Source organism: Streptomyces sp. NBC_00249 (assembly GCF_026342355.1).
Taxonomy (GTDB): domain Bacteria; phylum Actinomycetota; class Actinomycetes; order Streptomycetales; family Streptomycetaceae; genus Streptomyces.
In genome coordinates this window covers 1459817-1484375 of sequence record NZ_JAPEMV010000001.1, presented here as the reverse complement: position 1 = coordinate 1484375, position 24559 = coordinate 1459817, and the positions used below count along the sequence as shown (strand labels likewise).

Annotated in this window: 24 protein-coding genes; 15 read left to right on the top strand and 9 right to left on the bottom strand. The window is 71.6% G+C overall.

Going from position 1 to position 24559, the window contains the following annotated elements; translation table 11 throughout:
• Positions 1–20: 20 nt before the first annotated feature.
• Positions 21–854 (bottom strand): TIM barrel protein, encoded by an 834-nt coding sequence (locus OOK31_RS06655; RefSeq protein WP_267011391.1) that lies wholly within the window; start codon positions 852–854, stop codon positions 21–23.
• A gap of 126 nt (positions 855–980) precedes the next feature.
• Between OOK31_RS06655 and OOK31_RS06650 the strand changes: the two genes are divergently transcribed.
• The 9 genes from OOK31_RS06650 to OOK31_RS06610 all read left to right on the top strand — a co-directional run bounded on the left by OOK31_RS06650 (position 981) and on the right by OOK31_RS06610 (position 8786).
• Positions 981–1232, top strand: coding sequence for a thiamine-binding protein (locus OOK31_RS06650; protein ID WP_267011390.1), 252 nt, complete (start codon positions 981–983; stop codon positions 1230–1232).
• Positions 1229–1624: a helix-turn-helix domain-containing protein gene (locus OOK31_RS06645; RefSeq protein WP_267011389.1), complete on the top strand. Its 396-nt coding sequence runs from the start codon at positions 1229–1231 to the stop codon at positions 1622–1624. The genes OOK31_RS06650 and OOK31_RS06645 overlap by 4 nt, the downstream gene beginning before the upstream one ends.
• 154 nt (positions 1625–1778) lie before the next feature.
• On the top strand, positions 1779–2297 hold the full coding sequence (gene uraD, locus OOK31_RS06640; RefSeq protein WP_267011388.1) for a 2-oxo-4-hydroxy-4-carboxy-5-ureidoimidazoline decarboxylase: 519 nt from the start codon (positions 1779–1781) through the stop codon (positions 2295–2297).
• Positions 2298–2299: 2 nt separating this feature from the next.
• Complete coding sequence (uraH, locus tag OOK31_RS06635) at positions 2300–2704, top strand: hydroxyisourate hydrolase (RefSeq protein ID WP_267011387.1); 405 nt, start codon at positions 2300–2302, stop codon at positions 2702–2704.
• Position 2705: 1 nt separating this feature from the next.
• Entirely contained in the window at positions 2706–3629 is a 924-nt protein-coding gene (gene pucL / locus OOK31_RS06630) for a factor-independent urate hydroxylase (protein ID WP_254381168.1), read from the top strand.
• 191 nt (positions 3630–3820) lie between these two features.
• A complete protein-coding gene (locus OOK31_RS06625) occupies positions 3821–5224 on the top strand; it encodes an 8-oxoguanine deaminase (RefSeq protein ID WP_267011386.1) in 1404 nt (467 codons plus the stop codon).
• 370 nt (positions 5225–5594) lie between these two features.
• Positions 5595–6998 (top strand): nucleobase:cation symporter-2 family protein, encoded by a 1404-nt coding sequence (locus OOK31_RS06620; protein WP_267011385.1) that lies wholly within the window; start codon positions 5595–5597, stop codon positions 6996–6998.
• A gap of 151 nt (positions 6999–7149) precedes the next feature.
• A complete protein-coding gene (locus tag OOK31_RS06615; RefSeq protein ID WP_267011384.1) occupies positions 7150–7275 on the top strand; it encodes a hypothetical protein in 126 nt (41 codons plus the stop codon).
• A gap of 440 nt (positions 7276–7715) precedes the next feature.
• Positions 7716–8786: a saccharopine dehydrogenase gene (locus tag OOK31_RS06610; protein WP_267011383.1), complete on the top strand. Its 1071-nt coding sequence runs from the start codon at positions 7716–7718 to the stop codon at positions 8784–8786.
• A gap of 22 nt (positions 8787–8808) precedes the next feature.
• On the opposite strand, the gene OOK31_RS06605 is transcribed toward OOK31_RS06610, so the two are convergent.
• The 4 genes from OOK31_RS06605 to OOK31_RS06590 form a co-directional block, all read right to left on the bottom strand.
• Positions 8809–9441 carry a 3'-5' exoribonuclease gene (locus OOK31_RS06605; protein WP_267011382.1) on the bottom strand — a complete coding sequence of 211 codons (633 nt, stop codon included), beginning with the start codon at positions 9439–9441 and terminating at the stop codon, positions 8809–8811.
• 41 nt (positions 9442–9482) lie between these two features.
• On the bottom strand, positions 9483–10676 hold the full coding sequence (locus tag OOK31_RS06600; RefSeq protein WP_267011381.1) for a GDSL-type esterase/lipase family protein: 1194 nt from the start codon (positions 10674–10676) through the stop codon (positions 9483–9485).
• A gap of 342 nt (positions 10677–11018) precedes the next feature.
• Positions 11019–12638 (bottom strand): malate synthase A, encoded by a 1620-nt coding sequence (aceB, locus tag OOK31_RS06595; protein WP_267011380.1) that lies wholly within the window; start codon positions 12636–12638, stop codon positions 11019–11021.
• A gap of 273 nt (positions 12639–12911) precedes the next feature.
• Complete coding sequence (locus tag OOK31_RS06590; protein WP_267011379.1) at positions 12912–13493, bottom strand: NTP transferase domain-containing protein; 582 nt, start codon at positions 13491–13493, stop codon at positions 12912–12914.
• A 348-nt stretch (positions 13494–13841) separates the two neighbouring features.
• Here OOK31_RS06590 and OOK31_RS06585 point away from each other — a divergent pair, with 348 nt between their 5' ends.
• Complete coding sequence (locus OOK31_RS06585; RefSeq protein WP_267011378.1) at positions 13842–15335, top strand: PLP-dependent aminotransferase family protein; 1494 nt, start codon at positions 13842–13844, stop codon at positions 15333–15335.
• A gap of 16 nt (positions 15336–15351) precedes the next feature.
• Here OOK31_RS06585 and OOK31_RS06580 read toward each other — a convergent pair whose 3' ends face one another.
• Together OOK31_RS06580 and OOK31_RS06575 are read right to left on the bottom strand one after the other, a co-directional pair.
• Entirely contained in the window at positions 15352–15981 is a 630-nt protein-coding gene (locus tag OOK31_RS06580) for a response regulator transcription factor (RefSeq protein WP_267011377.1), read from the bottom strand.
• Positions 15978–17213 (bottom strand): sensor histidine kinase, encoded by a 1236-nt coding sequence (locus OOK31_RS06575; RefSeq protein WP_267011376.1) that lies wholly within the window; start codon positions 17211–17213, stop codon positions 15978–15980. Before OOK31_RS06575 ends, OOK31_RS06580 begins: the two co-directional genes overlap by 4 nt.
• 134 nt (positions 17214–17347) lie before the next feature.
• Here OOK31_RS06575 and OOK31_RS06570 point away from each other — a divergent pair, with 134 nt between their 5' ends.
• Together OOK31_RS06570 and OOK31_RS06565 are read left to right on the top strand one after the other, a co-directional pair.
• Positions 17348–18436, top strand: a complete 1089-nt coding sequence (locus OOK31_RS06570; RefSeq protein WP_267011375.1) for an ABC transporter permease — start codon at positions 17348–17350, stop codon at positions 18434–18436.
• On the top strand, positions 18433–19125 hold the full coding sequence (locus OOK31_RS06565) for an ABC transporter ATP-binding protein (protein WP_267011374.1): 693 nt from the start codon (positions 18433–18435) through the stop codon (positions 19123–19125). The genes OOK31_RS06570 and OOK31_RS06565 overlap by 4 nt, the downstream gene beginning before the upstream one ends.
• A gap of 93 nt (positions 19126–19218) precedes the next feature.
• Here the strand turns inward: OOK31_RS06565 and OOK31_RS06560 are convergent, their stop codons facing one another.
• A complete protein-coding gene (locus OOK31_RS06560) occupies positions 19219–20022 on the bottom strand; it encodes an IclR family transcriptional regulator (RefSeq protein WP_267011373.1) in 804 nt (267 codons plus the stop codon).
• 327 nt (positions 20023–20349) lie between these two features.
• Here OOK31_RS06560 and allB point away from each other — a divergent pair, with 327 nt between their 5' ends.
• Together allB and alc are read left to right on the top strand one after the other, a co-directional pair.
• Positions 20350–21693, top strand: coding sequence for an allantoinase AllB (gene allB, locus OOK31_RS06555; RefSeq protein WP_267011372.1), 1344 nt, complete (start codon positions 20350–20352; stop codon positions 21691–21693).
• A gap of 2 nt (positions 21694–21695) precedes the next feature.
• Entirely contained in the window at positions 21696–22823 is a 1128-nt protein-coding gene (gene alc / locus OOK31_RS06550; RefSeq protein WP_267011371.1) for an allantoicase, read from the top strand.
• Positions 22824–22960: 137 nt separating this feature from the next.
• On the opposite strand, the gene OOK31_RS06545 is transcribed toward alc, so the two are convergent.
• Entirely contained in the window at positions 22961–23695 is a 735-nt protein-coding gene (locus OOK31_RS06545) for an SDR family oxidoreductase (RefSeq protein ID WP_267011370.1), read from the bottom strand.
• Between the two features lie 174 nt (positions 23696–23869).
• Between OOK31_RS06545 and OOK31_RS06540 the strand changes: the two genes are divergently transcribed.
• The gene (locus OOK31_RS06540) at positions 23870–24487 is read left to right on the top strand and encodes a dihydrofolate reductase family protein (RefSeq protein ID WP_267011851.1); all 618 of its coding nucleotides are present in this window, start codon (positions 23870–23872) and stop codon (positions 24485–24487) included.
• Positions 24488–24559: the final 72 nt, after the last annotated feature.

Genomic DNA, 24559 nt, shown 5'->3' with positions numbered 1-24559 from the left:
ATCGCCTGGACTTTGTCCGCCTACTTGGCGGCGCGGGCCTCGGCGGGCAGCCACTCGAAGGAGGCGACGGCGTCGGCGGCCTTGTACTCCAGACCCACCCAGCCTTCGTATCCGGCCTTCTTGAGCTGGTCCAGGAGCGCCTCGAGAGGCAGCTCGCCGGTGCCGGGAGCACCGCGTCCGGGCTTGTCCGCGATCTGGACGTGGCCGGTCTTGGCGGCGTACTTTTCGATGACCTCGGAGAGGTCCTCATCGTTCATCGCCAGGTGGTACAGGTCGAGCAGGAACTTGGCGTTCCCGAGGCCGGTGGCCTCGTTCACCTTGTCCACTACCTCGATGCCGGCCGGGGCGCTCACCAGGGGGTAGAGCGGCGACTCGGGCTTGTTGAGGGTCTCGATCAGGAGGATCGCACCCACGCGGTCGGCGGCCTGGGCCGCGACGACGAGGTTCTTGAGGGCCAGCTCGTCCTGGACGGCGGGGTCCACGCCTTCGACGCGGTTGCCGTACAGGGCGTTCAGCGCCTTGCAGCCGACCGAGGCCGCGAAGTCCGCGGCCACGTTGATGTTGGCGTTGAAGCGGTCCGACTCCTCACCGGGGACCGAGACCGCACCGCGGTCCGGCCCCGGCAGCTGGCCGGCGTAGAAGTTCAGGCCCACCAGCTGGGTGCCGGCGTCCTCAAGAGCCTTCTTGAGGGCGTCGAGCTCCGCCTGAGCGGGGGTGGGGGTCTCGATCCAGGGCCACCACAGCTCGACCGCCGTGAAGCCCGCCGCGGCGGCAGCCGCAGGGCGCTCCAGGAGCGGGAGTTCCGTGAAGAGGATCGACAGGTTTACATCGAAGCGCTGGTCCGTGTATCCCATGAGGGGTGTGCGCTCCTTCCGTATTGCGGAAGTTATTTTCTGCTTGATGGAAGACTGCATTGGCTCCCGCGCGGATGTCAAGTGCCGACTCCCGAAAAATCGCGACCGCGCAGTAGGTTGACCTGCGTGCGATTGAGAGTGGAGTTCACGACCGAGCCCTTCGATCTTGAAGAGGCCCCCGCCCATGCCGTGGCCGCTCGCGAGGTCATCCAGAAGGCGCAGCTGGACGCGGTGGACGTCGGCCCGTTCGGCAACACCGCCGAGGGCGAGTCCGACGCGGTGCTGACCGCGGTGGCCGCGCTGCTGCGCGATTCACTGGAGGCCGGGGCGACGCGCGTCTCGCTCCAGGTCAATGTGATCGGGGAGGACACCCCATGACCGAGCCCCGCGACCACCCCTTCGTCGCCGCGGTCAAGCCGCTGGTCGACGCGATGGGGGGCGAGCTGATGGATCCCGCCCTGGCGCAGCCCGACGACGTCGTGCTGACCTGGGAGGGCCAGGACCTGCTCGCGGTACGCCTGCCCCAGCTCTCCGACTCGCTGGACCACATCCTGGCGGCGCTGGAGCGCCGGCACGGCGTACCGTTGGCCCAGCTCGACCGGAAATCCAAGCAGGACGTGGTACGCATACTGGAGGCGCGCGGCGCCTTCTCCGTACGGCACGGCGTGGAGACGGTCGCGGGAGCCCTGGGCGTAAGCCGCTTCACGGTCTACAACTACTTGAACAGGGATGCGGCCACTTCGAAGGGGCCCAAAAACAGCCAAGAGTGAAACCTGGTTCACCCACCGTGACGAGCCGCCGCCCAATTCACCCGGGCGGCGGCTTTTGTGTACGGGAAGTTTCAACAAAGTGTTGACGCCGTGTTGTCGAGGGCGTTAGCTATGCGCAGCCCGTCAAAGCAACAACAGGCCACGGAGGCCTACCGTGACTTCGAGTCCGACCCCGGGTCTCACCCGGTTCAACGCCTTGGACGACAGCGCGGCCACGGCCGAGCTCCACGAGGTGTGCGCCAGTTCGGCATGGGGCAGCAAGCTGCTCGCCCAGCGCCCCTTCGCCGGCGTCGATGCCCTGTTCTCGGCCAACGAGTCCGCCATGGCGGAGCTCACCGCCGAGGACCTCGGCGAGGCGATGGGGGGCCACGCGCCGATCGGCCGGCCGAAGCCGGGTGACCCGACCTCCGCCCGCGAGCAGCGTGGCATGGCCGGCGCCTCGGAGGAGCTCAAGAGCGAGCTCCTCGAACTGAACCTGGCGTACCAGGAGAAGTTCGGCCACGTCTTCCTCATCTGTGCCACCGGTGCGACCGGTGAGTTCATGCGGGACGCGGTCAAGGTCCGGATCGAGAACTCGCCGGAGCAGGAGCGGGAAATCGCCCGCGGCGAGCTCGTCAAGATCAACAAGATCCGCCTGACCCGCCTCGTCGAACTCGCAGAAGAAGGAGCGTGAGCATGAGCACCGCGACCACCGCGTCGGTGTCCACGCACATCCTGGACACCAGCATCGGCAAGCCCGCAGAGGGCGTCGCCATCTCCCTGTCGGCCCGTACGGGCCTCGACGGCGAGTGGGCGGCCCTGGGCGGCTCCGCCACCGACGCCGACGGGCGTTGCAAGGACCTGCCGGCGCTGCCGGAGGGCACCACACACGTGCGTCTCGACTTCGAGACCGAGACGTACTTCACGCGTTCAATCAACACAGTGAAGCAAGCCGAGGCGCAGCAGGACGCCCCCCGCGTAAGGGACAGCGGTGCGTTCTTCCCCGAGGTAACGATCACCTTCGCGGTGAACCCGGGCGAGCATTACCACGTACCGCTGCTGCTCAACCCGTTCGGCTACTCCGTTTACCGAGGGAGCTAGCATGGCCACGATTCTGGGCCAGAACCAGTACGGCAAAGCAGAGAACCGCGTCGTCAAGATCACGCGGGACGGCGACACCCACCACATCAAGGACCTGAACGTCTCGGTCGCCCTGTCCGGCGACATGGACGACGTCCACTACTCCGGCTCGAACGCCAACGTCCTGCCGACGGACACCACCAAGAACACGGTGTACGCGTTCGCCAAGGAGTACGGCATCGAGTCCGCCGAGCAGTTCGGCATCCACCTGGCGCGCTGGTTCGTCAACAGCCAGGAGCCGATCCAGAAGGCCCGCATCCGGATCGAGGAGTACTCCTGGTCCCGGATCGCCACCTCGGACGCCAACTCGAAGTTCATCGGCTCCGACGAGGTGAACCACTCCTTCGTCCGCAACGGCGGCGAGACCCGGGTCACCCAGATCACGTACGACGGCAAGAACTGGGAGGTCATCTCCGGCCTCAAGGACCTCGTCGTCATGAACTCCACGAACTCCGAGTTCTGGGGTTACGTGAAGGACAAGTACACGACCCTGAAGGAAGCGTACGACCGCATCCTCGCCACCCAGGTGTCGGCCCGTTGGCGTTTCAGCTGGTCGGACGACGACCAGCGGATGCCGAACTGGGAGAAGTCCTACGCCGAGACCCGCAAGCACATGCTGCAGGCCTTCGCGGAGACCTACTCCCTGTCGTTGCAGCAGACCCTGTACCAGATGGGTTCGCGCATCATCAACCACCGTTCGGAGATCGACGAGGTCCGCTTCTCGCTCCCGAACAAGCACCACTTCCTCGTCGACCTGGAGCCCTTCGGCCTCAAGAACGACAACGAGGTCTACTTCGCCGCCGACCGCCCGTACGGTCTGATCGAGGCGACGGTCCTCCGCGACGGCGTTGACGCCCGTATCCCCGTGGACATGACCAACCTCTAAGCGCGGCACGCGCGTCCCGGGGCTCCGCAGTGGCCCCGGGACCGCGCGACACACGTCAACTTCCTGAATCGGCACCCGGACGCAACATATGGGGCGGCAGTACTGTCAGCTGTCAAGGCCCCCGGCTCCGGCACTCAAATCCCCTGGGTTTTGCCGTGCCCGCACCGCCACTGAAAGCACGAGGAAGTCCCATGGCAGCATCGGCAGCCCATGACAGCGCCGTCGAGCGCATCGTCATCGAGAACTGTGCGATCGCGACGGTCGACGCGAACGACACCGAGTACGCCTCGGGTCACGTGGTCGTCGCCGGCAACAAGATCGAGTCCATCGGCGCGGGCAAGGCCCCCGAGAACCTCGAGAACGTAGTCCGCCGCATCGACGGCACCGGGCACCTCGTGACTCCCGGTCTGGTCAACACGCACCACCACTTCTACCAGTGGATCACGCGTGGCCTGGCCACCGACCACAACCTCTTCAACTGGCTCGTCTCGCTGTACCCGACCTGGGCGCGCATCGACGAGCAGATGACGTACACGGCCGCGCAGGGCTCCCTGGCCGCGATGGCCAAGGGTGGCGTCACCACCGCGATGGACCACCACTACGTCTTCCCCAAGGGCTCCGGCGACCTGTCCGGCTCGATCATCCGCGCCGCGTCCGAGATGGGTGTCCGCTTCACCCTCGCCCGCGGCTCGATGGACCGCAGCGAGAAGGACGGCGGCCTGCCGCCGGACCACGCCGTCGAGACCCTCGAGGGTGCGCTCGCCGACACCGAGGCGACCGTCAAGAAGTACCACGACGCCTCCTTCGACTCGATGACCCAGGTCGCCGTCGCCCCCTGCTCCCCCTTCTCCGTCTCCACCGAGCTGCTGAAGCAGGGCGCCGAGCTGGCCCGCCGCCTCGGTGTGCGCCTGCACACGCACGGCTCCGAGACCGTCGAGGAGGAGCAGTTCTGCAAGGAACTGTTCGGCATGGGCCCGACCGACTACTTCGAGTCGACCGGCTGGCTCGGCGAGGACGTGTGGATGGCGCACAGCGTCCACATGAACGACTCCGACATCGCCGCGTTCGCCCGCACCAAGACCGGTGTCGCGCACTGCCCGTCCTCCAACGCCCGTCTGGCCGCCGGCATCGCCCGCGTCCCGGACATGCTGGCCGCCGGCGTCCCGGTCGGCCTCGGCGTGGACGGCACCGCCTCCAACGAGTCCGGCGAGCTGCACACCGAGCTGCGCAACGCGCTCCTGATCAACCGCCTGAACCCGGTTCACCGCGAGCGCGCCCTCAACGCGCGCCAGGCCCTGCGCCTCGGTACCTACGGCGGCGCCCAGGTCCTCGGCCGCGCCGACAACATCGGTTCGCTCGAGGTCGGCAAGTGCGCCGACCTGGTGCTGTGGAACCTGAGCACCTTCCTGCACTCCTCGATCGCCGACCCGGTCACCGCCCTGGTCTTCGGTGCGGCGGCCCCGGTCACCGCGTCGTTCGTCAACGGCAAGCAGATCGTCGAGAACAACCGCCTCCTCTTCGCCGACGAGGACGCCATCGCCGTGTCCACGCGGGAAGAGGCCCAGCGCCTCGCGCGGATCTCCGCGCAGGCCTGATCCCACGGAGTCCGGTCGGGGGGGACGGCCCTCGACCGGCGGCCGCGGGCCCGAGCGGGGTCCGCGGCAGCCGTTCCCGGGTCGCGCCCGAGGAGAGATCCGAAGGCGCCCCCGGGGGCGGTGACTCGTGACGGCGCCGGCACCGCGGTGCGGCGCACATCTCGTGCCACTGCCATCGCCACGGCACCGCCAGCCCTCGGGCAGGCCGTGCAGCACCAGCGCGGAACGACTCGGGCGAATCGTTTCCGCACCTCTTGGGACAGCACATTCGCGGTACCCACAACTCCATACAGGCTCGACCAGCACGCTTTCGCACCACCTCCAAGACACCCACGTCCCTGCCGACGTGTTTAACCGACCGGAGGAAGCCGTGGCAGCAACGCCCAGGTTTCGCAAAGATGCAGTCGCAGTACCGCAGGTCTCCGGGGAGAAACACCCGGTCGACGAGACCTTGCCTCCGCTGAAGATGTTCACGAGCGGTCTCCAGCACGTGGCCGCCATGTACGCGGGGGTCGTTGCCCCGCCCATGATCGTCGGTCCCGCCGTCGGGCTCTCCGCCACCGAGACCGCCTTCCTGATGGGCGCCTCCCTCTTCACCGCAGGCCTCGCCACCCTCCTCCAGACCCTCGGGTTCTGGAAGATCGGCGCCAAACTCCCCTTCGTCAACGGCGTCTCCTTCGCCGGAGTGACCCCGATGATCGCCATCGGAAAGGGGGAGGGGGACAACGCCATCCCCATCATCTTCGGCGCGATCATCGTCGCCGGACTGGTCGGCTTCCTCGCCGCCCCCTACTTCGGGAAGCTCGTCCGCTTCTTCCCGCCCGTCGTCACCGGCACCGTGATCACGCTGATCGGCGTCTCACTGCTCCCGGTGGCCTTCAACTGGTCGCAGGGCGGGAACCGCACCGCCACCGACTACGGCTCCATGCAGAACATCGGCATGGCCGCCCTGACCCTGGTGATCGTCCTGGCGATGCGCAAGTTCCTGCGCGGCTTCCTCCAGCAGATCTCCATCCTGCTCGGCCTGGTCGCGGGAACGCTGATCGCGATACCCCTCGACATGACCAGCTTCGACGCCGTGCGCAACGCCGACATCATCGGCTTCCCCACGCCCTTCCACTTCGGCGCCCCGCAGTTCCAGGTCGCCGCCATCATCTCGATGTGCATCGTCATGCTCGTCTGCATGACCGAGTCCACCGCCGACATCCTGGCCCTCGGCAAGATCGTCGGCCGGCCGGCGGACGCGAAGACCATCGAGGGCGGCCTGCGCGCCGACACCCTCGGCAGCGCGCTCAGCCCGCTGTTCAACGGCTTCATGTGCAGCGCCTTCGCACAGAACATCGGACTCGTCGCGATGACCAAGGTGCGCAGCCGGTTCGTCGTCGCAGCCGGCGGCGGCATCCTGATCCTGCTGGGCCTGTGCCCGATGGCCGCCTCCGTCATCGGGGTCGTCCCGCTGCCCGTCCTGGGCGGCGCCGGCGTCGTCCTGTTCGGCTCGGTCGCGGCCAGCGGCATCCAGACCCTGGCGGGCGCGGCCATGGAGAAGGGCGAGAACGCCCTGATCGTGGCCGCCGCGGTCGGCATCGGCCTGATCCCGATCGCCGCCCCGGACTTCTACCACGCCTTCCCGAAGGACCTCCTGGTCGTCCTCGACTCCGGGATCAGCACGGGCTGCGTGGTGGCGATCCTCCTCAACCTGGCCTTCAACCACCTCGGCGCGAAGAAGGACGCGGGGACGGAGGAGACCGCACCGGAACCGGCCTTCGTGCACTGACACTGACGGACCGTCAATCAGCTTGGCTCCAGGGCTGGTTCACCGTCCGACGGCGCGTGCGGCGGTGCGTACGCCACCCACTGCGGGTGTGGCGTGCGCACCGCCGCACGCGTTTCGTCCGAACGGGCCGCCGCCGGCCGGGTCCTGCCAGATGTCCGGGCGGACCGTGCGCAGGCGGCGGCCCGTCCGTCCAGTTCGCAGCGGGAGGCGCGCCCTGCCCGTACGGGAACTGCCCGAGCTGCGCCTCGCGATGACCCCGCTCCTGGGCCGGCTGTGACCACGCCGTGGTCCAGCGCCACGAGGGCCGTCCCGCCCCCGCGCGGAGCTGCTGCGCGCCCTGGAGATCCAGCTGGCCCTGGACGACCGGCTCGGGCAGACCCTCTCGGTGGAGCTGCCGGCCGCGTTGGAGGCGGACCTCGGGCACTACGAGCAGTCCCGCTGCGCGTGCTCCTGCCGGAACGCTGAGCCGCAGGTCGACGGGCGGGACAAGGGGTGTGCACGGGCCGGGAGTTGCCGCGCCGATCCGGCGTGCGCCCGGCGCCGCGCGGAAAGACATTCCCTGCGCACGCGGGAGCCGTCGGACCGGGGCCCGCGTACCGCACGCCACGCCCTCCCCTCCTGCGGCCGGCTCCCACCGCCCGTGGTGCGCCGCCGCGCCCGCAGGAGGGGGATGGGGCGGCCGTCCCCACCTCCTCCGAGCCGACAGGCGGTACAGCGATGGCAGACCTTCCGCAGCTCTGGATGCGCAGCGAGACCCGCCCCACCGAACGGCGTGCGCCCCTGACCCCCGACGACGCCGCGCGGCTCGTCCGCCAGGGCGTACGGATCACCGTGGAGGACTCCGCCCACCGGGTCTTCCCGCTGGAGGAGTACGCGGCCGTCGGCTGCGCCACCGCCCCGGCCGGCTCCTGGGCGGGGGCCGCGCCCGGGTCGGCGTACGTCCTGGGGCTGAAGGAACTCCCGGCGGCGCCCGAGCTCCTGCACCACCGGCACGTCTACTTCGGGCACGCCTACAAGGGGCAGCCGCAGGGCCCCGAGCTGCTGCGCCGCTTCGCCGCGGGCGGCGGGACCCTGCTCGACCTGGAGTACCTCGCCGACGCGCAGGGCCGCAGGCTGGCCGCCTTCGGCTACTGGGCCGGCTACGCGGGCGCCGCCCTGGCCGCACTGCACGCGCGGGGCCTGCTGAGCGCCCCGCTGGTCCCGCTGCCCCGGCCGGAGCTCGACGCGCGCCTGCGGGCCTCACCGCCCGACGGGTTGCGGGCCCTGGTGATCGGCCCGGACGGCCGCAGCGGCCGGGGCGCCTGCGACGCCCTCACCACCGCCGGGATACACGTCACCCGCTGGGGCCGCGCCGCCACCCGCCGACTGGACCGGGGCGCGCTCCTGGACCACGACATCCTCGTCAACGCGGTCCTCACCGACCGGCCCGCGCCGCCCTTCCTGACCCCCGCCGACCTCGACGCCGGACCCCGCAGGCTGTCGGTCATCGCCGACATCACCTGCGACACCGGCTCCGACCTGCACCTGCTGCCCGTCTACGACCGGCTCACCGACTGGACCGCCCCGGCCCTGCGGCTGCGCGGCGCACCCCGGCCGCTCGACGTGATCGCCATCGACAACCTCCCGTCGCTGCTCCCGGCGGAGGCGGCCCGCGCCTTCTCGGCGGACCTCCTGCCCAAGCTCGCCGCCCTGCACGCACCGTCCCCGGACCCGGACTGGCTGCGCTGCCGGGACGCCTTCACCACGGCCCTGACCGCCCTCCGGCAGGACCCGGACCGGGCGGCCTGACCCGGGCCGGCCCGACCGTCCGTCACCGCGCGTCGGGCTCCCACAGCATCAGGTTGCTCATCAGGTCCGCCTGCTCCATCGCGTCGTCGAGCGCGTGGTGCGTGTGGGGCCGGCGCGAGAGGAGGGAGCGGGGCATGCGCCCCTTCACGGCGGCGCGCAGCGGGACGCGGGCCTTCGTCGCGTAGAGGGTCTTCATGTCCAGGCAGCCGGAGTGGCCGAAGGGGCTGTCGTCACCGAACTCGATCAGGTACCAGTACAGGAAGCTCCAGTCGAAGGAGGCCGGGTACGCGCACATCACGGGCTGCGCCCCGGCGGACACCTCCCGCACCCACGCGCGGAACTCCGCCATGGCCACGGCCGGGTCGGCGCCCTCGCTCAGCAGCCGGTCGCGGTCGAGGCCGCTGACGGCGAGCGCCGCGTCCACCCAGCGGTCGCTGATGGGGCGCAGTTCGCGGTAGAAGGTCTGCCGCTCGGGATCGGCGGCCGTGTACGTGGCGCCGTCCTGCCGTCCTGCGACACAGGCCCCGAAGCTGATCATCGAGTACGGGCCGGGTACGGGGCCGTCGGCCTCGATGTCGACGGAGATGTACAGACTGGGCCGGTCGAGGCGGGCGGGACGCGGGGAGTGGGCGGGACGTGCGGAGTGGGCTGTCATGATCCTGATCCTGACAGCCCACCCCGCGCCGCTCATCCGGTTTACGGGGCCGGGGTCAGGTACATCCCGGTGTGGTCGCCGCCGGCGGTGTTCTTGCAGCCGGAGGCGGAGTTGGCGGGCTGGGCCACCGCGAGGGCCAGGCAGCGCCCGACGGCCAGCTGGCCGAAGTAGTTCGGGTGCATGGACTCCTGGATCAGGCCCTGGGACTCGTTGTTGTCGATCCAGCGCGCCCACTCGCTGGTCCTGCCGGACGCCGCCGACGTGGAGCTGACCTGCTTGCTCGCCTTGGCGCAGACCTCACGCCCCTGCATCATGTCCTTCAGGTCCAGGAACTGCACGCCCTTGGCCGCGGCGACCGACTTGATGCGGCCCGCGATCTGCGGCACCAGCGAGTCCCGCGCCCAGTCCGAGTCCCGGTTCCAGAAGGGGCAGCCGCCGGTGTTGAGGCGGCTCCAGTCGCTCTGGGTGTAGCGGTTCTCCGCACCCCGGGGGATCGGAGACGGGTACGACTGCAGGACGATCCGGTACGAGGAGTCCGCGTACCCGGCGGCGCGCATCACGGCCCGGATCTCGTCGACGGACTTGCCGACGCCCGCCATCACCGCGTCGATCTTCTGGTCGACCCCGGCCTGCTGGTCGTCGTAGCAGTAGGAGCCCCACAGCACGAAGTCGTACGCGCAGTCCTTGATGATGTCGGCGAAGCCCAGGTCGTTCCCGCCGATGGACAGCGCGATGACCTTCACGTCGCGGCTCGCGGCGACGGCCGCGAGCTGGTCGGCCTGCGGGGCCTCACCCTTGAAGGCCACGCCCCCGTTGGACGCCCGGAAGACGTTCTGCGAGGTGGCGCCCGAACAGGCCAGGTTGACGGCCGTGTCGGCGATCGCGCCCGCGCTCAGCACCTCGGCCGAGTCCGAGCGGTGGCAGCCGCCGGCGGTGGCGCCGTAGACCTTGGAGGGGTCGTAGGAACTGCCGCTGACCCATGCCCGGTCGGTGCCGTTCCTGCTGCCGCTGTTGGTCAGGCTGTTGCCCTTCCAGCGTCCGGCCTCGCCGGAGATGTAACTGTCGCCCATGGACACCACGGCGGTGGGCCCGTTCCCGGGGCTGGCCGCCGACGTCCCGGCCCCGCCGGCGAGCAGCGCCCCGACGGCGAGCGGTACAACCATCCCGGCGCCGGCCAGTCGTCGCACACGACTGCGCGCGGCCCGGTCCTTGCCGTCCTTGCGGAATCCGATCACTGCGGAACTCCTGCGGTCGGCCACGCCGAAGTTGCCGACAACTTCGCTGCGTGGCGTGGAAAGTGGGGGTACCGCCGGCGCCGGTGGCATCGGAAAGGTGACACGCGCCCACTTGTTACCGCTAGGTACAGCAAGGTTACGATGAAGTAACGCCCGACCGTTCGTTCGGCCGCCCCGTGCCCGTTGACCGCTTCCGCTTCGCCCCGTGCGGGCAACTCCGTTCACGATCCGGCAAATTGCCGGGCAAACGCCCGTGCAAACAGCTCCGCCCCCGTCACCACGAGGGCGACGGGGGCGGAACCGGATGTTCGACTGCTGTGCGTTTCAGTCGAAGTCGGGGGGTCAGCCTACGAGCTGGTCGTACGCGGGGAGGGTGAGGAAGTCCGCGTAGTCGGCGTCGAGGGAGACCTGGAGGAGGAGGTCGTGGGCCTGCTGCCACTTTCCGGACGTGAAGGCCTCGTCGCCGACCTCGGCGCGGATGGCGGCGAGTTCCTCGGTGGCGATCTTCCGGGTCAGATCGGCGGTGGCGAGCTCGCCGTTCTCGAAGACGACTCCGGCGTTGATCCACTGCCAGATCTGGGAGCGCGAGATCTCGGCGGTGGCCGCGTCCTCCATGAGGCCGAAGATGCCGACCGCGCCGAGGCCGCGCAGCCAGGCCTCGATGTAGCGGATGCCGACCTGGACGGCGTTGCGCAGACCCTCGTAGGTGGGCTTCGCGTCCAGGGAGTCGATCGCGATCAGTTCGCCGGGGGCCACCGAGACGTCCTCGCGCAGGCGGTCCTTCTGGTTCGGCTTGTCGCCGAGGACCGCGTCGAAGGAGGCCATCGCGATCGGGACCAGGTCCGGGTGGGCCACCCACGAGCCGTCGAAGCCGTCGCCGGCCTCGCGGTCCTTGTCGGCCTTGACCTTCTCGAAGGCCACCTTGTTGATCTCCGCGTCCTTGCGGGACGGGATGAAGGCCGCCATGCCGCCGATGGCGTGCGCGCCGCGTTTGTGGCAGGTGCGGACGAGGAGTTCGGTGTAGGCGCGCATGAACGGGGCCGTCATCGTGACCGCGTTGCGGTCCGGCAGGACGAACTTCTCGCCGCCGTCGCGGAAGTTCTTGACGATCGAGAAGAGGTAGTCCCAGCGGCCCGCGTTGAGGCCGGCCGCGTGGTCCTTGAGCTCGAAGAGGATCTCTTCCATCTCGTAGGCCGCGGTGATGGTCTCGATGAGGACGGTCGCGCGGACGGTGCCCTGCGGGATGCCGACGTAGTCCTGGGCGAAGACGAAGATCTCGTTCCAGAGGCGGGCCTCCAGGTGAGACTCCGTCTTCGGGAGGTAGAAGTACGGGCCCTTGCCGAGGTCGATCAGGCGCTGGGCGTTGTGGAAGAAGTAGAGGCCGAAGTCCACGAGGGAACCGGAGGCCGCGCCGCCCTCGAAGCGCAGGTGGCGCTCCTCCAGGTGCCAGCCGCGCGGGCGCATGACGACCGTGGCGAGCTGGTCGGCGGGCTTCAGGGCGTAGGCCTTGCCCGTGCGCGCGTCCGTGAAGTCGATGCGGCGCTCGTAGGCGTCGATGAGGTTGAGCTGGCCGAGGACGACGTTCTCCCAGGTGGGAGCCGAGGCGTCCTCGAAGTCGGCGAGCCAGACCTTGGCGCCCGAGTTCAGGGCGTTGATGGTCATCTTGCGGTCCGTCGGACCGGTGATCTCCACGCGGCGGTCGTTCAGCGCGGCGGGGGCCGGTGCGACCTTCCAGTCGCCCTCGCGGACCTGTGCGGTGTCCGGGAGGAAGTCGAGGGTGGAGGTCCGGGCGATCTCGGCGCGCCGCTCGCCGCGTCGGGCGAGGAGCTCGGCGCGGCGGGGGGCGAACCGCCGGTGGAGCTCGGCCACGAAGGCGAGGGCCGCTTCGGTGAGGACTTCGTCCTGCCGGGGCAGGGGCTCGGCGTCGACGATGGCCAGCGGGGACGGCGCTGGTGCGGACATATCTGTCACTCCTTCAGCGGCGGTGCCTGGCGGCCGCGGGGAATGCTCGCGCGAGACGGCACGCAGTGCCGTCGGGTGTGGAGAGTTCCGGGTAACGGTCGCGGGCGCCGTCTTTAAGTTCAGGGCGCTTCTGACCAGTGGATAGTAATTTCCTCATGGTGGAAGTTCAATGGTTTGTTGATGTCGAGATTCTCTGAGTCGACAGATTCCGCTTCCCGGTGGCCCTCAGTGCCACCACCGTCACACCCCGCTCAGGCCGTACACGAGCACGACTCAAGCGAGACGTGCCAGGTCGGGCGGGGTGTCGATGTCGAAAGCGGCCGCGATGTCCCCGCACTCCACCAGCATGACCTCTTTCGCATGTTCCCTCAGATGGACGCGCGCACCCTGGTCACCGGTCGCCGTCGCGGCGATGTCCGCCCACCGGTCCGACCCGAACAGCACCGGGTGCCCGCGCTCCCCGTCGTAGGACGCCGCCACCAGGCTCGCCGGGGACCGGTACGCCTCGCGCACCCGGGCCACCGCGTCCGGGCCGATGCCCGGCTGGTCCACCAGGGACACCAGGGCCGCCCCCGCGCCCGTACCGGCCAGCGAGGTGAGGCCGACCCGCAGGGAGGAGCCCATGCCCTCGGCCCAGTCCGGGTTGTCCATGACCACGCACCCGCTCAGGTCCGCGCGCTCGCGCACCTCGGCCGCCGAGGCGCCCAGCACCACGTGGACCGGGCCGCAGCCGGCCTCGCGCAGGACGCGTACGGCGTTCTCCACCAGCGGGCGGCCCCGGTACGTGAGGAGCGCCTTCGGGCGCCCGCCCAGGCGGCGGCCACCGCCTGCGGCCAGCAGCAGGCCGGCGATCACCGGACCCCCGCCGCCGGCTAGCGGGGGAGCGGGCTGGTCCGAGAGGCCTTCGGAGGCTGAGGGGGCTGAAGGGGCTGGGGAGACTGAATCGGCTGACATGACTGCGATTCTCGCCCCTCGCCCGGTACCCGCGGGCGCCGGGCCAGCAGCCGCGCCGCGGCGGCCAGGGCGGCGCCCACGCGCAGCGGCTCGGAGATCCGGTTCCCGGCGGCGGCCACCAGGGCCCGCTCGTCACGGTCGGTCAAGAGGTGCTGCGGCATCGTGGCTGCTCCTTGCCAATCGGGGGCCAATACCGCGAGTCTGGACCTCGATTGGCCTGGTCGGCAGAGCCAATCGGGGGAGGTTGGCATGGCAAACGGGCGAGTGGTCCATACGGCGGACAGGACGATCGGCAGCCGCCAGCTCGCGGCCATGCTCCCGGCCGAGGTGCTGGCCCGCCCCGGCTACCGCGCCCTCGCCGACGCCGTCCGCACCCTGATCCTCGACGGCCGCGTCGCCCTGCACGTGCGCCTGCCCGCCGAGCGCGAGCTCGCCGAGGCCGTCGGCGCCAGCCGCGCCACCGTCACCAGCGCCTACGACCTGCTGCGCGAGAGCGGCTACGTCCGCAGCCGCCGCGGCTCCGGCACCTGGACCGAACTCCCCGACGGCCACGACCCCGTCGGCGCCCACGCCCTCATCGGCGGCATCGGCGGCCGCGCCGACGACGACCCCGGCATCGACCTGGCCATCGCCGCCATGGGCGCCCCCGAGGGCAGCCTCGCCGACGCCCTCGCCCGGATCGCCCACCGGCTGCCGCTGCTCACCCGCACCCCCGGCTACCACCCCTTCGGCCTGCCCGACCTGCGCGCGGCCGTCGCCGAGCGCTTCACCCGGCGCGGGCTGCCCACCCGCCCCGAGCAGATCCTCGTCACCGCCGGCGCCCAGCAGGCCTTCGCCCTGGTCGTCAGCCTGCTCTGCGGCCCCGGGGACCGCGTCGTCACCGAGAGCCCCACCTACGCCAACGTCCTCGACGCCCTGCGGCACGCCCGGCTGCGCACCGGCTCCATCGCCGTCTCCGACACGGGCTGGGACATGGACATCGCCGAGTCCACGCTGCGCCAGACCGTCCCCCGGATGGCGTACGTGATCCCGGACTTCCACAACCCGACCGGCGCCCTGATGCCCGAGGAGCAGCGGCTGCGGCTGCTCGCCGTGACCCGGGCCACCGGCACCTGGCTGGTGGTCGACGAGACGATCGCCGACATCGCCCTGGACGTGCCCCGGCCCGCCCCGCTGGCCTCCCTCGGCCCCCGCGCCGGCACCGGCGCCGACCACGTGCTCACCATCGGCTCGCTCAGCAAGACCCACTGGGGCGGCCTGCGCGTCGGCTGGGTCCGGGCCTCGTCCAAGCTGATCACCGAGCTGGCCGGCGTACGGGTCGCGGCCGACATGTGCGGCTCGGTGCTCGACCAGCTGGTCGCCCTCCCGCTGCTGGAGGACCTGGACCGGTCCCTGCCCGCACGGCTGGAACAGCTGCGCGGCCAGCGCGCCGCCCTCGTAGCGTCGCTCCAGCGGCACACCCCCGAGTGGTCCTGGCAGCTGCCGCCCGGCGGGCTCTCGCTCTGGGTGGACCTCGGGGAACCGGTCAGCTCCGCGCTCGCCGAACGGGCCGCGGCCGCCGGGGTGCACATAGGGCGCGGGGCCCGCTTCGGCGTGGACCCCGGCACCTTCGAACACCGGCTGCGGATCCCGTACACCCTGCCCGCCGACCGGATCGACGAGGGCGTACGGCTCCTCGCGCAGGCCTTCCACGACGGGGTACCGCTGGCTCCGGGCGTGGACCGGCCGTACTGGGTCGCGTAGGCCCTTTCCTCCCGGTCTACGGGGTGCGGATCAGGCGGCGGGTGGCGGCGGCCGCCACCGCCGAGGTGCGGGAGTCGACCCCGAGCTTGGCGTAGACGTGCACCAGGTGGGACTTGACCGTGGCCTGGCTGAGGAACAGCTTCTTCGAGATCTGCTGGTTCGACAGCCCGTCCGCGACCAGTTGCAGCACCTCCAGCTCCCGCTTCGTCAGCGCCTCCGCCGGGGTCCGCATCCGGTCCATCAGGCGCAGCGCCACCGCCGGGGCCAGCGCCGACTGGCCGGCGGCGGCCGTCCGCACGGCCGCCGCCAGTTCCTCCGGAGGGGCGTCCTTCAGCAGGTAGCCGGAGGCGCCCGCCTCCACCGCCGCCAGGATGTCCGCGTCCGTGTCGTAGGTGGTCAGGACCAGCACGCGGGGTGCGCCGGGCCGCTTGGTGATCGCCGCCGTGGCCGCCGAACCGTGCATGCCCGCGCCGAACTGGAGGTCCATCAGGACCACGTCCACCGGCTCGGAGGCGGCCAGCTCCACGGCCCGCTCGGCGGTGGCGGCCTCCGCGACCACCGCGAAGTCCGGTTCGGTGTCCAGGACCGCGCGCAGCCCGGCCCTGACCACCGGGTGGTCGTCGGCGAGCAGGAGACGGATGGTCACGGTGCCTCCACGGGCAGCGGCAGGGTGACGGCCACGGCGGTGCCCTGGCCGGGGTCGGACTCCACGGTGAACAGCCCGCCCAGGGTCTCGGCCCGCGCGCGCATCGCGGGCAGGCCGAAGCCGCCCTCGCCGGAGGCGGACGGCGCGCCGGCGAGGTCGAAGCCCCGGCCGTCGTCGACGACGTCCAGGGTGACGGAGGCGTCCATGAAGGTCAGGGTGATCTCGGCGCGCCCGGCCCGCGCGTGGCGCACGACGTTGGCCAGCGCCGACTGCGCGATCCGCAGCAGGGCCACCTCGTACGGGGTGGGCAGCACCCGGGGGGCGCCGCTCACGGAGAACCGCACGCGGGGCCCCGGGGCCCCCGAGCACAGCCGCTCCAGCGCGGCGGCCAGCGAGCCGTGCTCCAGGTCGGGGGGCGTCAGGGCCCGTACGAAGCGACGCGCCTCGGCGAGGTTCTCCTGGGCGGCCTCACGCGCCCGCGCGATGTGCGCGAGCGCCGCCGTACCGCCCGTCGGGAGCGCGGCGCCAGGGCGGTCGTCGGAGAGGGCGCGTTCCGCCGCGCGGAGCAGGAGCTGGATCGAGGAGAGGCCCTGGGCGAGGGTGTCGTGGATCTCCCGGGCCAGGCGCTCGCGCTCGGCCAGGATCCCGGCGCCCCGTTCGGCGACGGCCAGCTCGGCCCGGGTGGCGATGAGCTCCTCGATCAGCTCGCGGCGGCGCTCGCTCTCCCGGTACAGGGCCTGGTAGCCGAGCACCGTGGCGACGGCCACCGCCCCGCCCAGGACCGGCCCGAGGAAGGCCCCGGGGGTGAGGGCGCCGCTGTGCGCGAGGCTGTTGTGCCCCACGAAGCCCCCGATCGCCGCGCAGGCGGTGACCACCACGGCGGCGATGCCCCAGCGCAGCCGCAGCAGGTGCAGTTCCAGGAAGTACAGCGGGAAGGCGATCCACAGGCCCTCGGGGGAGACCACGAGCAGCGCGGCCCAGGCGGCGCCCACCGCGGCGAGCCACAGCCCGGCCGCCCGCTCCGAGCGCTGCACCACGGGGGCCCGTACGCCCGCCACGTAGACGGCGGCGAGCACGGCGCACACGCCGGCCACCCACCCGGCCCGCGGCGCGGAGTCGGCGACGGCCCGCCCGGCGGCCAGCGCGAGCAGCCCGAGGAGCAGCGCGTGCAGGCACAGCCGCAGGACGCGGGAGACGGGGGTGAGGGGGCGCGGACGCGCGGCAGCAGACATGGCCCGACCAGCGTAAGTCGGCGGGCGGGACCCCCGGTCAATCGAAAGGTTGATGTCCTGGTGCGCCCTTCGATACGAGGATCCCTACTGTGGCGCGATGCCCTGTGCCCACGCGGAAGAGCAAGGTGGGGGACATGTTCGTCGCATGGAGAGATCTACGGTTCGCCAAGGGCCGTTTCGCCCTCATGGGCTCGGTCGTACTGCTGATCACGCTGCTGGTCGGCCTGCTGTCCGGGCTCACCTCCGGCCTGGCCCGGGAGAACATCTCGGCCGTCACCGGGCTGCCCGCCACCCGGCTGGCCTTCGCCGCGCCCGCCGGGGACCAGAAGGTCTCCTTCACCAACTCCCAGCTGCCCGAGAGCGCCTGGCAGGCCTGGCGCGGCCGGCCTGGGGTGACCTCGGCGCAGCCGCTCGGCATCCGCACCACCAACGCCGTCTCGGGCGAGCGCACGGCCGCCGTCTCCGTCTTCGGGGTCGAGGCCGCCGGCCCGCTCCCGCCCGCAGGCGCGGGGCTCACCCAGGGCTCCGTGGTGCTGACGCAGAAGGCCGCCGCGGAACTCGGCGGGCTCCGCGCGGGCGGCAAGCTGAAGATCGGCCAGCTGGAGCTGACGGTGGCCGCCGTCTCCGGCACCGCCTCCTACAGCCACACCCCGGTCGTCTGGATGGACCTGAACGACTGGCAGCGGATCGGCAACCCGGGCACCTCGCTGGAGACCCTCGCGACCGTGATCGCCCTCGACACGACCGGCTCCGCCGACCTGGCCGCCGCCGACGAGGCCGCCGGGACGAAGTCGCAGACGGTCGACGAGGCGCTCGGCGCCATAGGGTCCTACCAGGCCGAGAACGGCTCGCTCCAGCTGATGCGCGGCTTCCTCTTCGCCATCTCCGCCCTGGTCATAGGGGCCTTCTTCACGGTCTGGACGATCCAGCGCAGCGGGGACGTCGCCGTGCTGAAGGCACTGGGTGCCTCCACCCCGTACCTGCTGCGCGACGCCCTCGGCCAGGCCGTGGTGATGCTGGCGATCGGCACCGGGCTCGGCACCGCCCTCGCGGCCGGCTTCGGGGCGCTGATCAGCGGCGGGGACGTGCCGTTCGTCCTCGACGCCGCCACCGTGCTGGTGCCCGCCGCGATCATGATCGTGCTCGGTGCGCTGGGCGCCGCCCTGTCCATCCGGCGGATCACCGCCGTCGACCCGCTGACCGCCCTCGGGAGCGCCCGATGACCCTGCTCGTCCACGACGTCACGCTGACCTACCCCGACGGGGACACCCGCCTCACGGCCCTCGACGCGGTCGCCCTGGAGGTGCCCGCCGGCAGCCTGACCGCCGTCATCGGGCCCTCGGGCTCCGGCAAGTCCAGCCTCCTGGCCGTCGCCGCCACCCTGGTCACCCCGGACTCCGGGCGGGTCGTGGTCGCCGGCCAGGACGTCACGGCCCTGGGCGCCGCCGAGAAGTCGGCGCTGCGCCGCGAGAAGATCGGCATCGTCTTCCAGCAGCCGAACCTGCTGGCCTCCCTGACCGCGGCCGAGCAGCTCCAGGTGATGGCCCACCTCTCCGGCCGCCCGGCCCGCCAGGTGCGCGCGCGGGCCCTGGAGCTGCTGGACGCGGTGGGCCTGGCCGACAAGGCCGACAAGCGGCCCCACCAGCTCTCCGGTGGCCAGCGCCAGCGGGTCAACATCGCCCGTGCCCTGATGAACGAGCCCGCGGTGCTGCTGGTCGACGAGCCCACCAGCGCCCTGGACCACGAGCGGGGCGCGGCGGTGCTGGACCTGCTTGTCACCCTCACGCGGGAGCGGGCCACGGCCACGGTGCTGGTCACGCACGACCGCGCCCACCTGGAGCGGATGGACCGGACGGCGACGATGGCCGACGGCCGCCTGACGCAGACCCCGGACCCGGTCCCGGCCGCCTGAACCGGCGTACGGGCCCGGCGTACGGGCCCGGCGTACGCGAAGGCCCCCGCACCCCTCTGAGAGGGGCGCGGGGGCCTTCGTACGCCCTGCCCGCTACGCGGGGCTCTGGTTGGCCAGCGCCACCGAGAGCTCGGCGGCCACGCCCTGGAGGATCGGCACGAAGGACTCGGCGACGGCCTCGGTGACCCGGCCCGCCGGACCGGAGATGGAGATCGCGGCGGCGGTCGGCGAGTTCGGCACCGACACGGCGAGGCAGCGGACTCCTATCTCCTGCTCGTTGTCGTCGACCGCGTAGCCCACCCTGCGGACCTGCTCCAGGGCCTCCAGGAAGCCCTCGGGCGTGGTGATGGTCTTCTCGGTCGCGGCCGGCATCCCGGTGCGGGAGAGGAGCGCGCGCACCTCGTCGGCGGGGGTGTAGGCGAGCAGCGCCTTGCCCACGCCCGTGGAGTGCGGCAGCACCCGGCGGCCGACCTCCGTGAACATGCGCATGGAGTGCTTGGACGGCACCTGGGCGACGTAGACGATCTCGTCGCCGTCGAGCAGGGCCATGTTCGCCGTCTCGCCGGTCTCCTCGACCAGGCGGGCGAGGTAGGGGCGGGCCCAGGTGCCCAGCAGGCGCGACGCGGACTCGCCGAGGCGGATCAGGCGCGGCCCGAGGGAGTACCGTCGGTTGGGCTGCTGCCGGACGTAGCCGCAGGCGACGAGCGTGCGCATCAGGCGGTGGATGGTCGGCAGCGGCAGGCCGCTGGCGGCGGAGAGCTCGCTGAGACCGACCTCGCCCCCGGCATCGGCCATGCGTTCGAGCAGATCGAAGGCGCGCTCCAGGGACTGGACGCCACCGCTGGCGGCGGTGGGCTTGGCGGAAGCGTCGGTGGTGCTGGCGCTGGACGTCGGCACGGCGCGGTCCTTTCGGTGCTGGCAGGCAAGGGAGCAGCCTACCGGTCGGTCGGCGTCGGCCCTAGAGCCGGGGCGTCGTCGTCCCCGCCGGTCAGAGGCGGTTTGTCCTGGTGGTGGACGTCCTCGGGAAGTTACCTGCCCGGTCCCCGGTGGTGGTAGCTACATTCTGGATAGTGAAATCTTAATTCCATCCTGTGGAAACATCCAATTGCGGTGAGTGTCGGTCAGTGGTCCGTCCGGACGCTCTTGACTGGCCTCGGATCGGGGTGAAGACTCCGTCAACAGAACGTTGAATTTCGCTCTGTGGAAGTAGATGGGGAGGTTCCGGTGGCCGACGTGGCTGTGGAACTGGTACTGCGCTCGACGCGCGTCATCACCCCCGAGGGGACGCGTGCCGCCTCGGTGGCCGTCGCCGGCGGGAAGATCACGGCTGTGCTGGCGTACGAGGCCGAGGTGCCGGCCGGAGCCCGGCTGGAGGACTTCGGCGACGACGTCCTGCTCCCCGGCCTGGTCGACACCCACGTCCACGTGAACGACCCGGGCCGCACCGAGTGGGAGGGCTTCTGGACGGCGACCCGCGCGGCCGCCGCCGGCGGCATCACCACCATCCTCGACATGCCGCTCAACTCCCTGCCGCCGACCACCACGGTCGACAACCTCCGCGTCAAGCAGGAGGTCGCCCGGACCAAGGCGCACGTGGACGTCGGCTTCTGGGGCGGCGCCCTCCCGGACAACGTCAAGGACCTGCGCCCGCTGCACGACGCCGGCGTCTACGGCTTCAAGTGCTTCCTGTCGCCCTCCGGCGTCGACGAGTTCCCCGAGCTCGACCAGGAGCGGCTGGCCACCTCCCTCGCCGAGATCACCGGCTTCGGCGGCCTGATGATCGTGCACGCCGAGGACCCGCACCACCTGGATTCCGCGCCGCAGACCCCGGGCCCCAAGTACGCCGACTTCCTGGCCTCCCGTCCGCGCGACGCCGAGAACACCGCGATCGGCAACCTGATCGCCCAGGCCAAGCGGCTGAACGCCCGTGTGCACGTCCTGCACCTGTCCTCCTCCGACGCGCTGCCGCTGATCGCCGCCGCGAAGGCCGAGGGCGTCCGGATCACCGTCGAGTCCTGCCCGCACTACCTCACCCTCACGGCCGAGGAAGTCCCGGACGGCGCCAGCGAGTTCAAGTGCTGCCCGCCCATCCGCGAGTCCGCCAACCAGGACCTCCTGTGGGACGCGCTGGCCGACGGCACGATCGACTGCATCGTCTCCGACCACTCGCCCTCCACCGCGGACCTGAAGACGGACGACTTCGCCACCGCCTGGGGCGGCATCTCCTCCCTCCAGCTGGGCCTGCCCGCCATCTGGACCGAGGCGCAGAAGCGCGGACGCTCCCTGGAGGACGTCGTGCGCTGGATGTCCACCGCCCCGGCCGCGCTGGCCGGTCTGGCCGCCAAGGGCGCCATCGAGGCCGGCCGCGACGCCGACTTCGCCGTCCTGGCCCCCGAAGAGACCTTCACCGTGGACCCGGCGCACCTGCACCACCGCAACCAGGTCACGGCGTACGCGGGCAAGACCCTGCACGGCGTCGTGAAGTCCACCTGGCTGCGCGGTACGCAGATCGCCGACCACGGCACCCCGACCGAGCCCACGGGCCTCCTCCTCGAAAGGCAGAACTGACAGTGGCACAGCGTTCGACTGAACTGGCTTCTTTCACCGGTAACGCGAACCCGTACGGAGGCGGCGACCCGTACGCGGACTACCGCACCGCGGAGTTCCCCTTCACCCAGTACGCGAACCTCGCCGCCCGTGAGCTGGGCGCCGGTGTCATCGCCGCCAACGACGAGTTCTTCGCCGAGCGCGAGAACCTCCTCGTCTCCGAGGCCCCGCACTTCGACCCCGAGCACTTCGGGCACAAGGGCAAGGTCATGGACGGCTGGGAGACCCGCCGCCGCCGCGGTGTGTCCGCGGAGCAGCCCTGGCCGACCCCCGAGGACCACGACTTCGCCCTGATCCGTCTCGGCGCCCCCGGCGTCATCCGCGGCATCGTCGTCGACACCGCCCACTTCCGCGGCAACATGCCGCAGGCCGTGTCGGTCCAGGCCGCCTCCGTCGAGGGCTTCCCGACGGCGGAGGAGCTGCTCTCCGAGGACGTCAAGTGGACGACCCTCGTCGAGCGCACCACCGTCGGCGGCCACGCGGCCAACGGCTTCGCGGTCGACGTGGAGCAGCGCTTCACGCACCTGCGCCTCAACCAGCACCCGGACGGCGGCGTCGCCCGCATCCGCGTCTACGGCGAGGTCCGCCCCGACCCGAAGTGGCTCGCCGCGCTGGGCACCTTCGACGTCGTCGCCCTGGAGAACGGCGGCTCCGTCGAGGACGCCTCCAACCGCTTCTACTCCCCGCCGACCAACACCATCAACCCGGGCCGCTCCCGCAAGATGGACGACGGCTGGGAGACCGCCCGCCGCCGCGACAACGGCAACGACTGGATCCGCTACGAGCTGGTCGCCGAGTCCGAGATCCGCGCCGTCGAGATCGACACCGCCTACCTCAAGGGCAACTCGGCCGGCTGGGCCTCGCTGTCCGTCAAGACCGGCGAGGAGGGCGAGTGGGCGGAGTTCCTGCCGCGCACCCGCCTGCAGCCCGACACCAACCACCGCTTCATCCTCGACGCCCCGGCCGTCGGTACGCACGTGCGCATCGACATCTTCCCGGACGGCGGCTTCTCCCGGCTGCGCCTGTACGGCTCGCTGACGGAGGCCGGCGCGGCCGCGCACGCCGCCCGTCACCAGGAGCTGGGCGGCTGAGTCCGCTCCTCCTCCAGCAGACCGCCCCGGGGGCCGACACCCCCGGGGCGCGAGCACCGTCCTACGGGGCGCACCGCGGGCGGTGCGCCCCGTAGGCGTGTCAGGGTTCGGGCCGGGCCGGGCCGGGTCGGGCCGGGTCAGGCCGCGTGGCCGCCGTCCACCGAGAACTCCGCGCCCGTGACGTACGCGGCCTCCGCCCCGGCGAGGAAGGCCACCATGGCCGCCACCTCCTCGGGGGTGCCGAAGCGGCCGAGGGCCGTCATCGCGCTCTGCGGTCCCGCGTACGGACCGTCCGCCGGGTTCATGTCGGTGTCCACCGGCCCCGGGTGCACGAGGTTGGCGGTGATCCCGCGCCCGCCGAGCTCCCGGGCGAGGGCCTTGGTCAGGCCGGTCAGTGCCGCCTTGCTCGTCGCGTACAGGGTTCCGCCGGGGCCCGGGACCCGCTGGGTCATACAGGTGCCGATGGTGATGATCCGGCCTCCGGAGCCCATCCGCCCGGCCGCCGCCTGCGAGGCCAGGAAGGCGCCGCGCACGTTGACCGCCAGGACCCGGTCCACGTCGGCCAGGGTCAGGCCCTCCAGCGGCCCGAGCACGCCCGCGCCCGCGTTGTTGACCAGGACGTCGATCCGCCCGAGGCCGCGCACGGTCTCCTCCACCGCCGACACCGCCTGCTCCGCGTCACCCGCGTCGGCCCGTACGGCCAGGCCGCGCCGGCCGAGCGCCTCGACCTTGCCGACCACCTCGGCGGCCGCGGCCGCGTCGCTGACGTAGGTGATCGCGACGTCGGCCCCGTCCCGCGCCAGCCGCAGCGCGGTCGCCGCGCCGATGCCCCTGCTGCCACCCGTCACCAGGGCCACTGCGTTGCCGTTCATGCTGTTCCTCCGAGTCGCTTGGTTGCGAGTTCAATGAAATCGCCCGGAGATCACCGGCGCTGGCGGGAATCGGACACCGCGTTCACGCGCGCCGCACCGATGAGTTCCGGGCGGCCCGCGAGTCTGAACCGGTGCGAGGCACACCCGGTGCCGAAGACGAAGGAGCGCGGAGCCATGGGCAAGCTGACCCTCACCACCTTCCTCACCCTCGACGGCGTGATGCAGGCCCCCGGCGGCCCCGAGGAGGACACCACCGGCGGGTTCGCCTACGGCGGCTGGGTCGTGCCGTACGCCGACGAGGGCATGGGGGAGTTCATCGGCGAACTGTTCGGCCGCGCCGGAGCCTTCCTGCTGGGGCGGCGGACCTACGAGATCTTCGCCTCGTACTGGCCCGGGCACGACGACCCGGCCGACCCGGTCGCGGGCCGGCTCAACCGGCTGCCGAAGTACGTCGCCTCCACCACCCTGAAGGAAGCGGCCTGGGGCCCCGCCACCGTGGTGGACGGCGAGCAGCTCCAGGCGGAGGTCGTCCGCGCCAAGGACGCCACCGACGGGGAACTCCAGGTCCACGGCAGCGGACAGCTGGCCCGGTGGCTGCTCGCGCGGGACCTCGTCGAGGAGCTCAACCTGCTCGTCTTCCCCGTCCTCCTCGGCGCGGGACAGCGGCTGTTCGAGGCGGGCGCCCTGCCCACCGCCTTCGAACTGGCCGCCTCCCGCTCCACGGGCTCCGGCATCGCGATCCACACCTACCGGCTGGCCGGACGCGCCTCCTTCGGCACCTTCATGGACTGACCGCACCCAGGTCGGCTCCCGTACCAGGTCAGGGGGTGGAATGCGGTCGACGGGGAAGATCGGCTCCGCTAC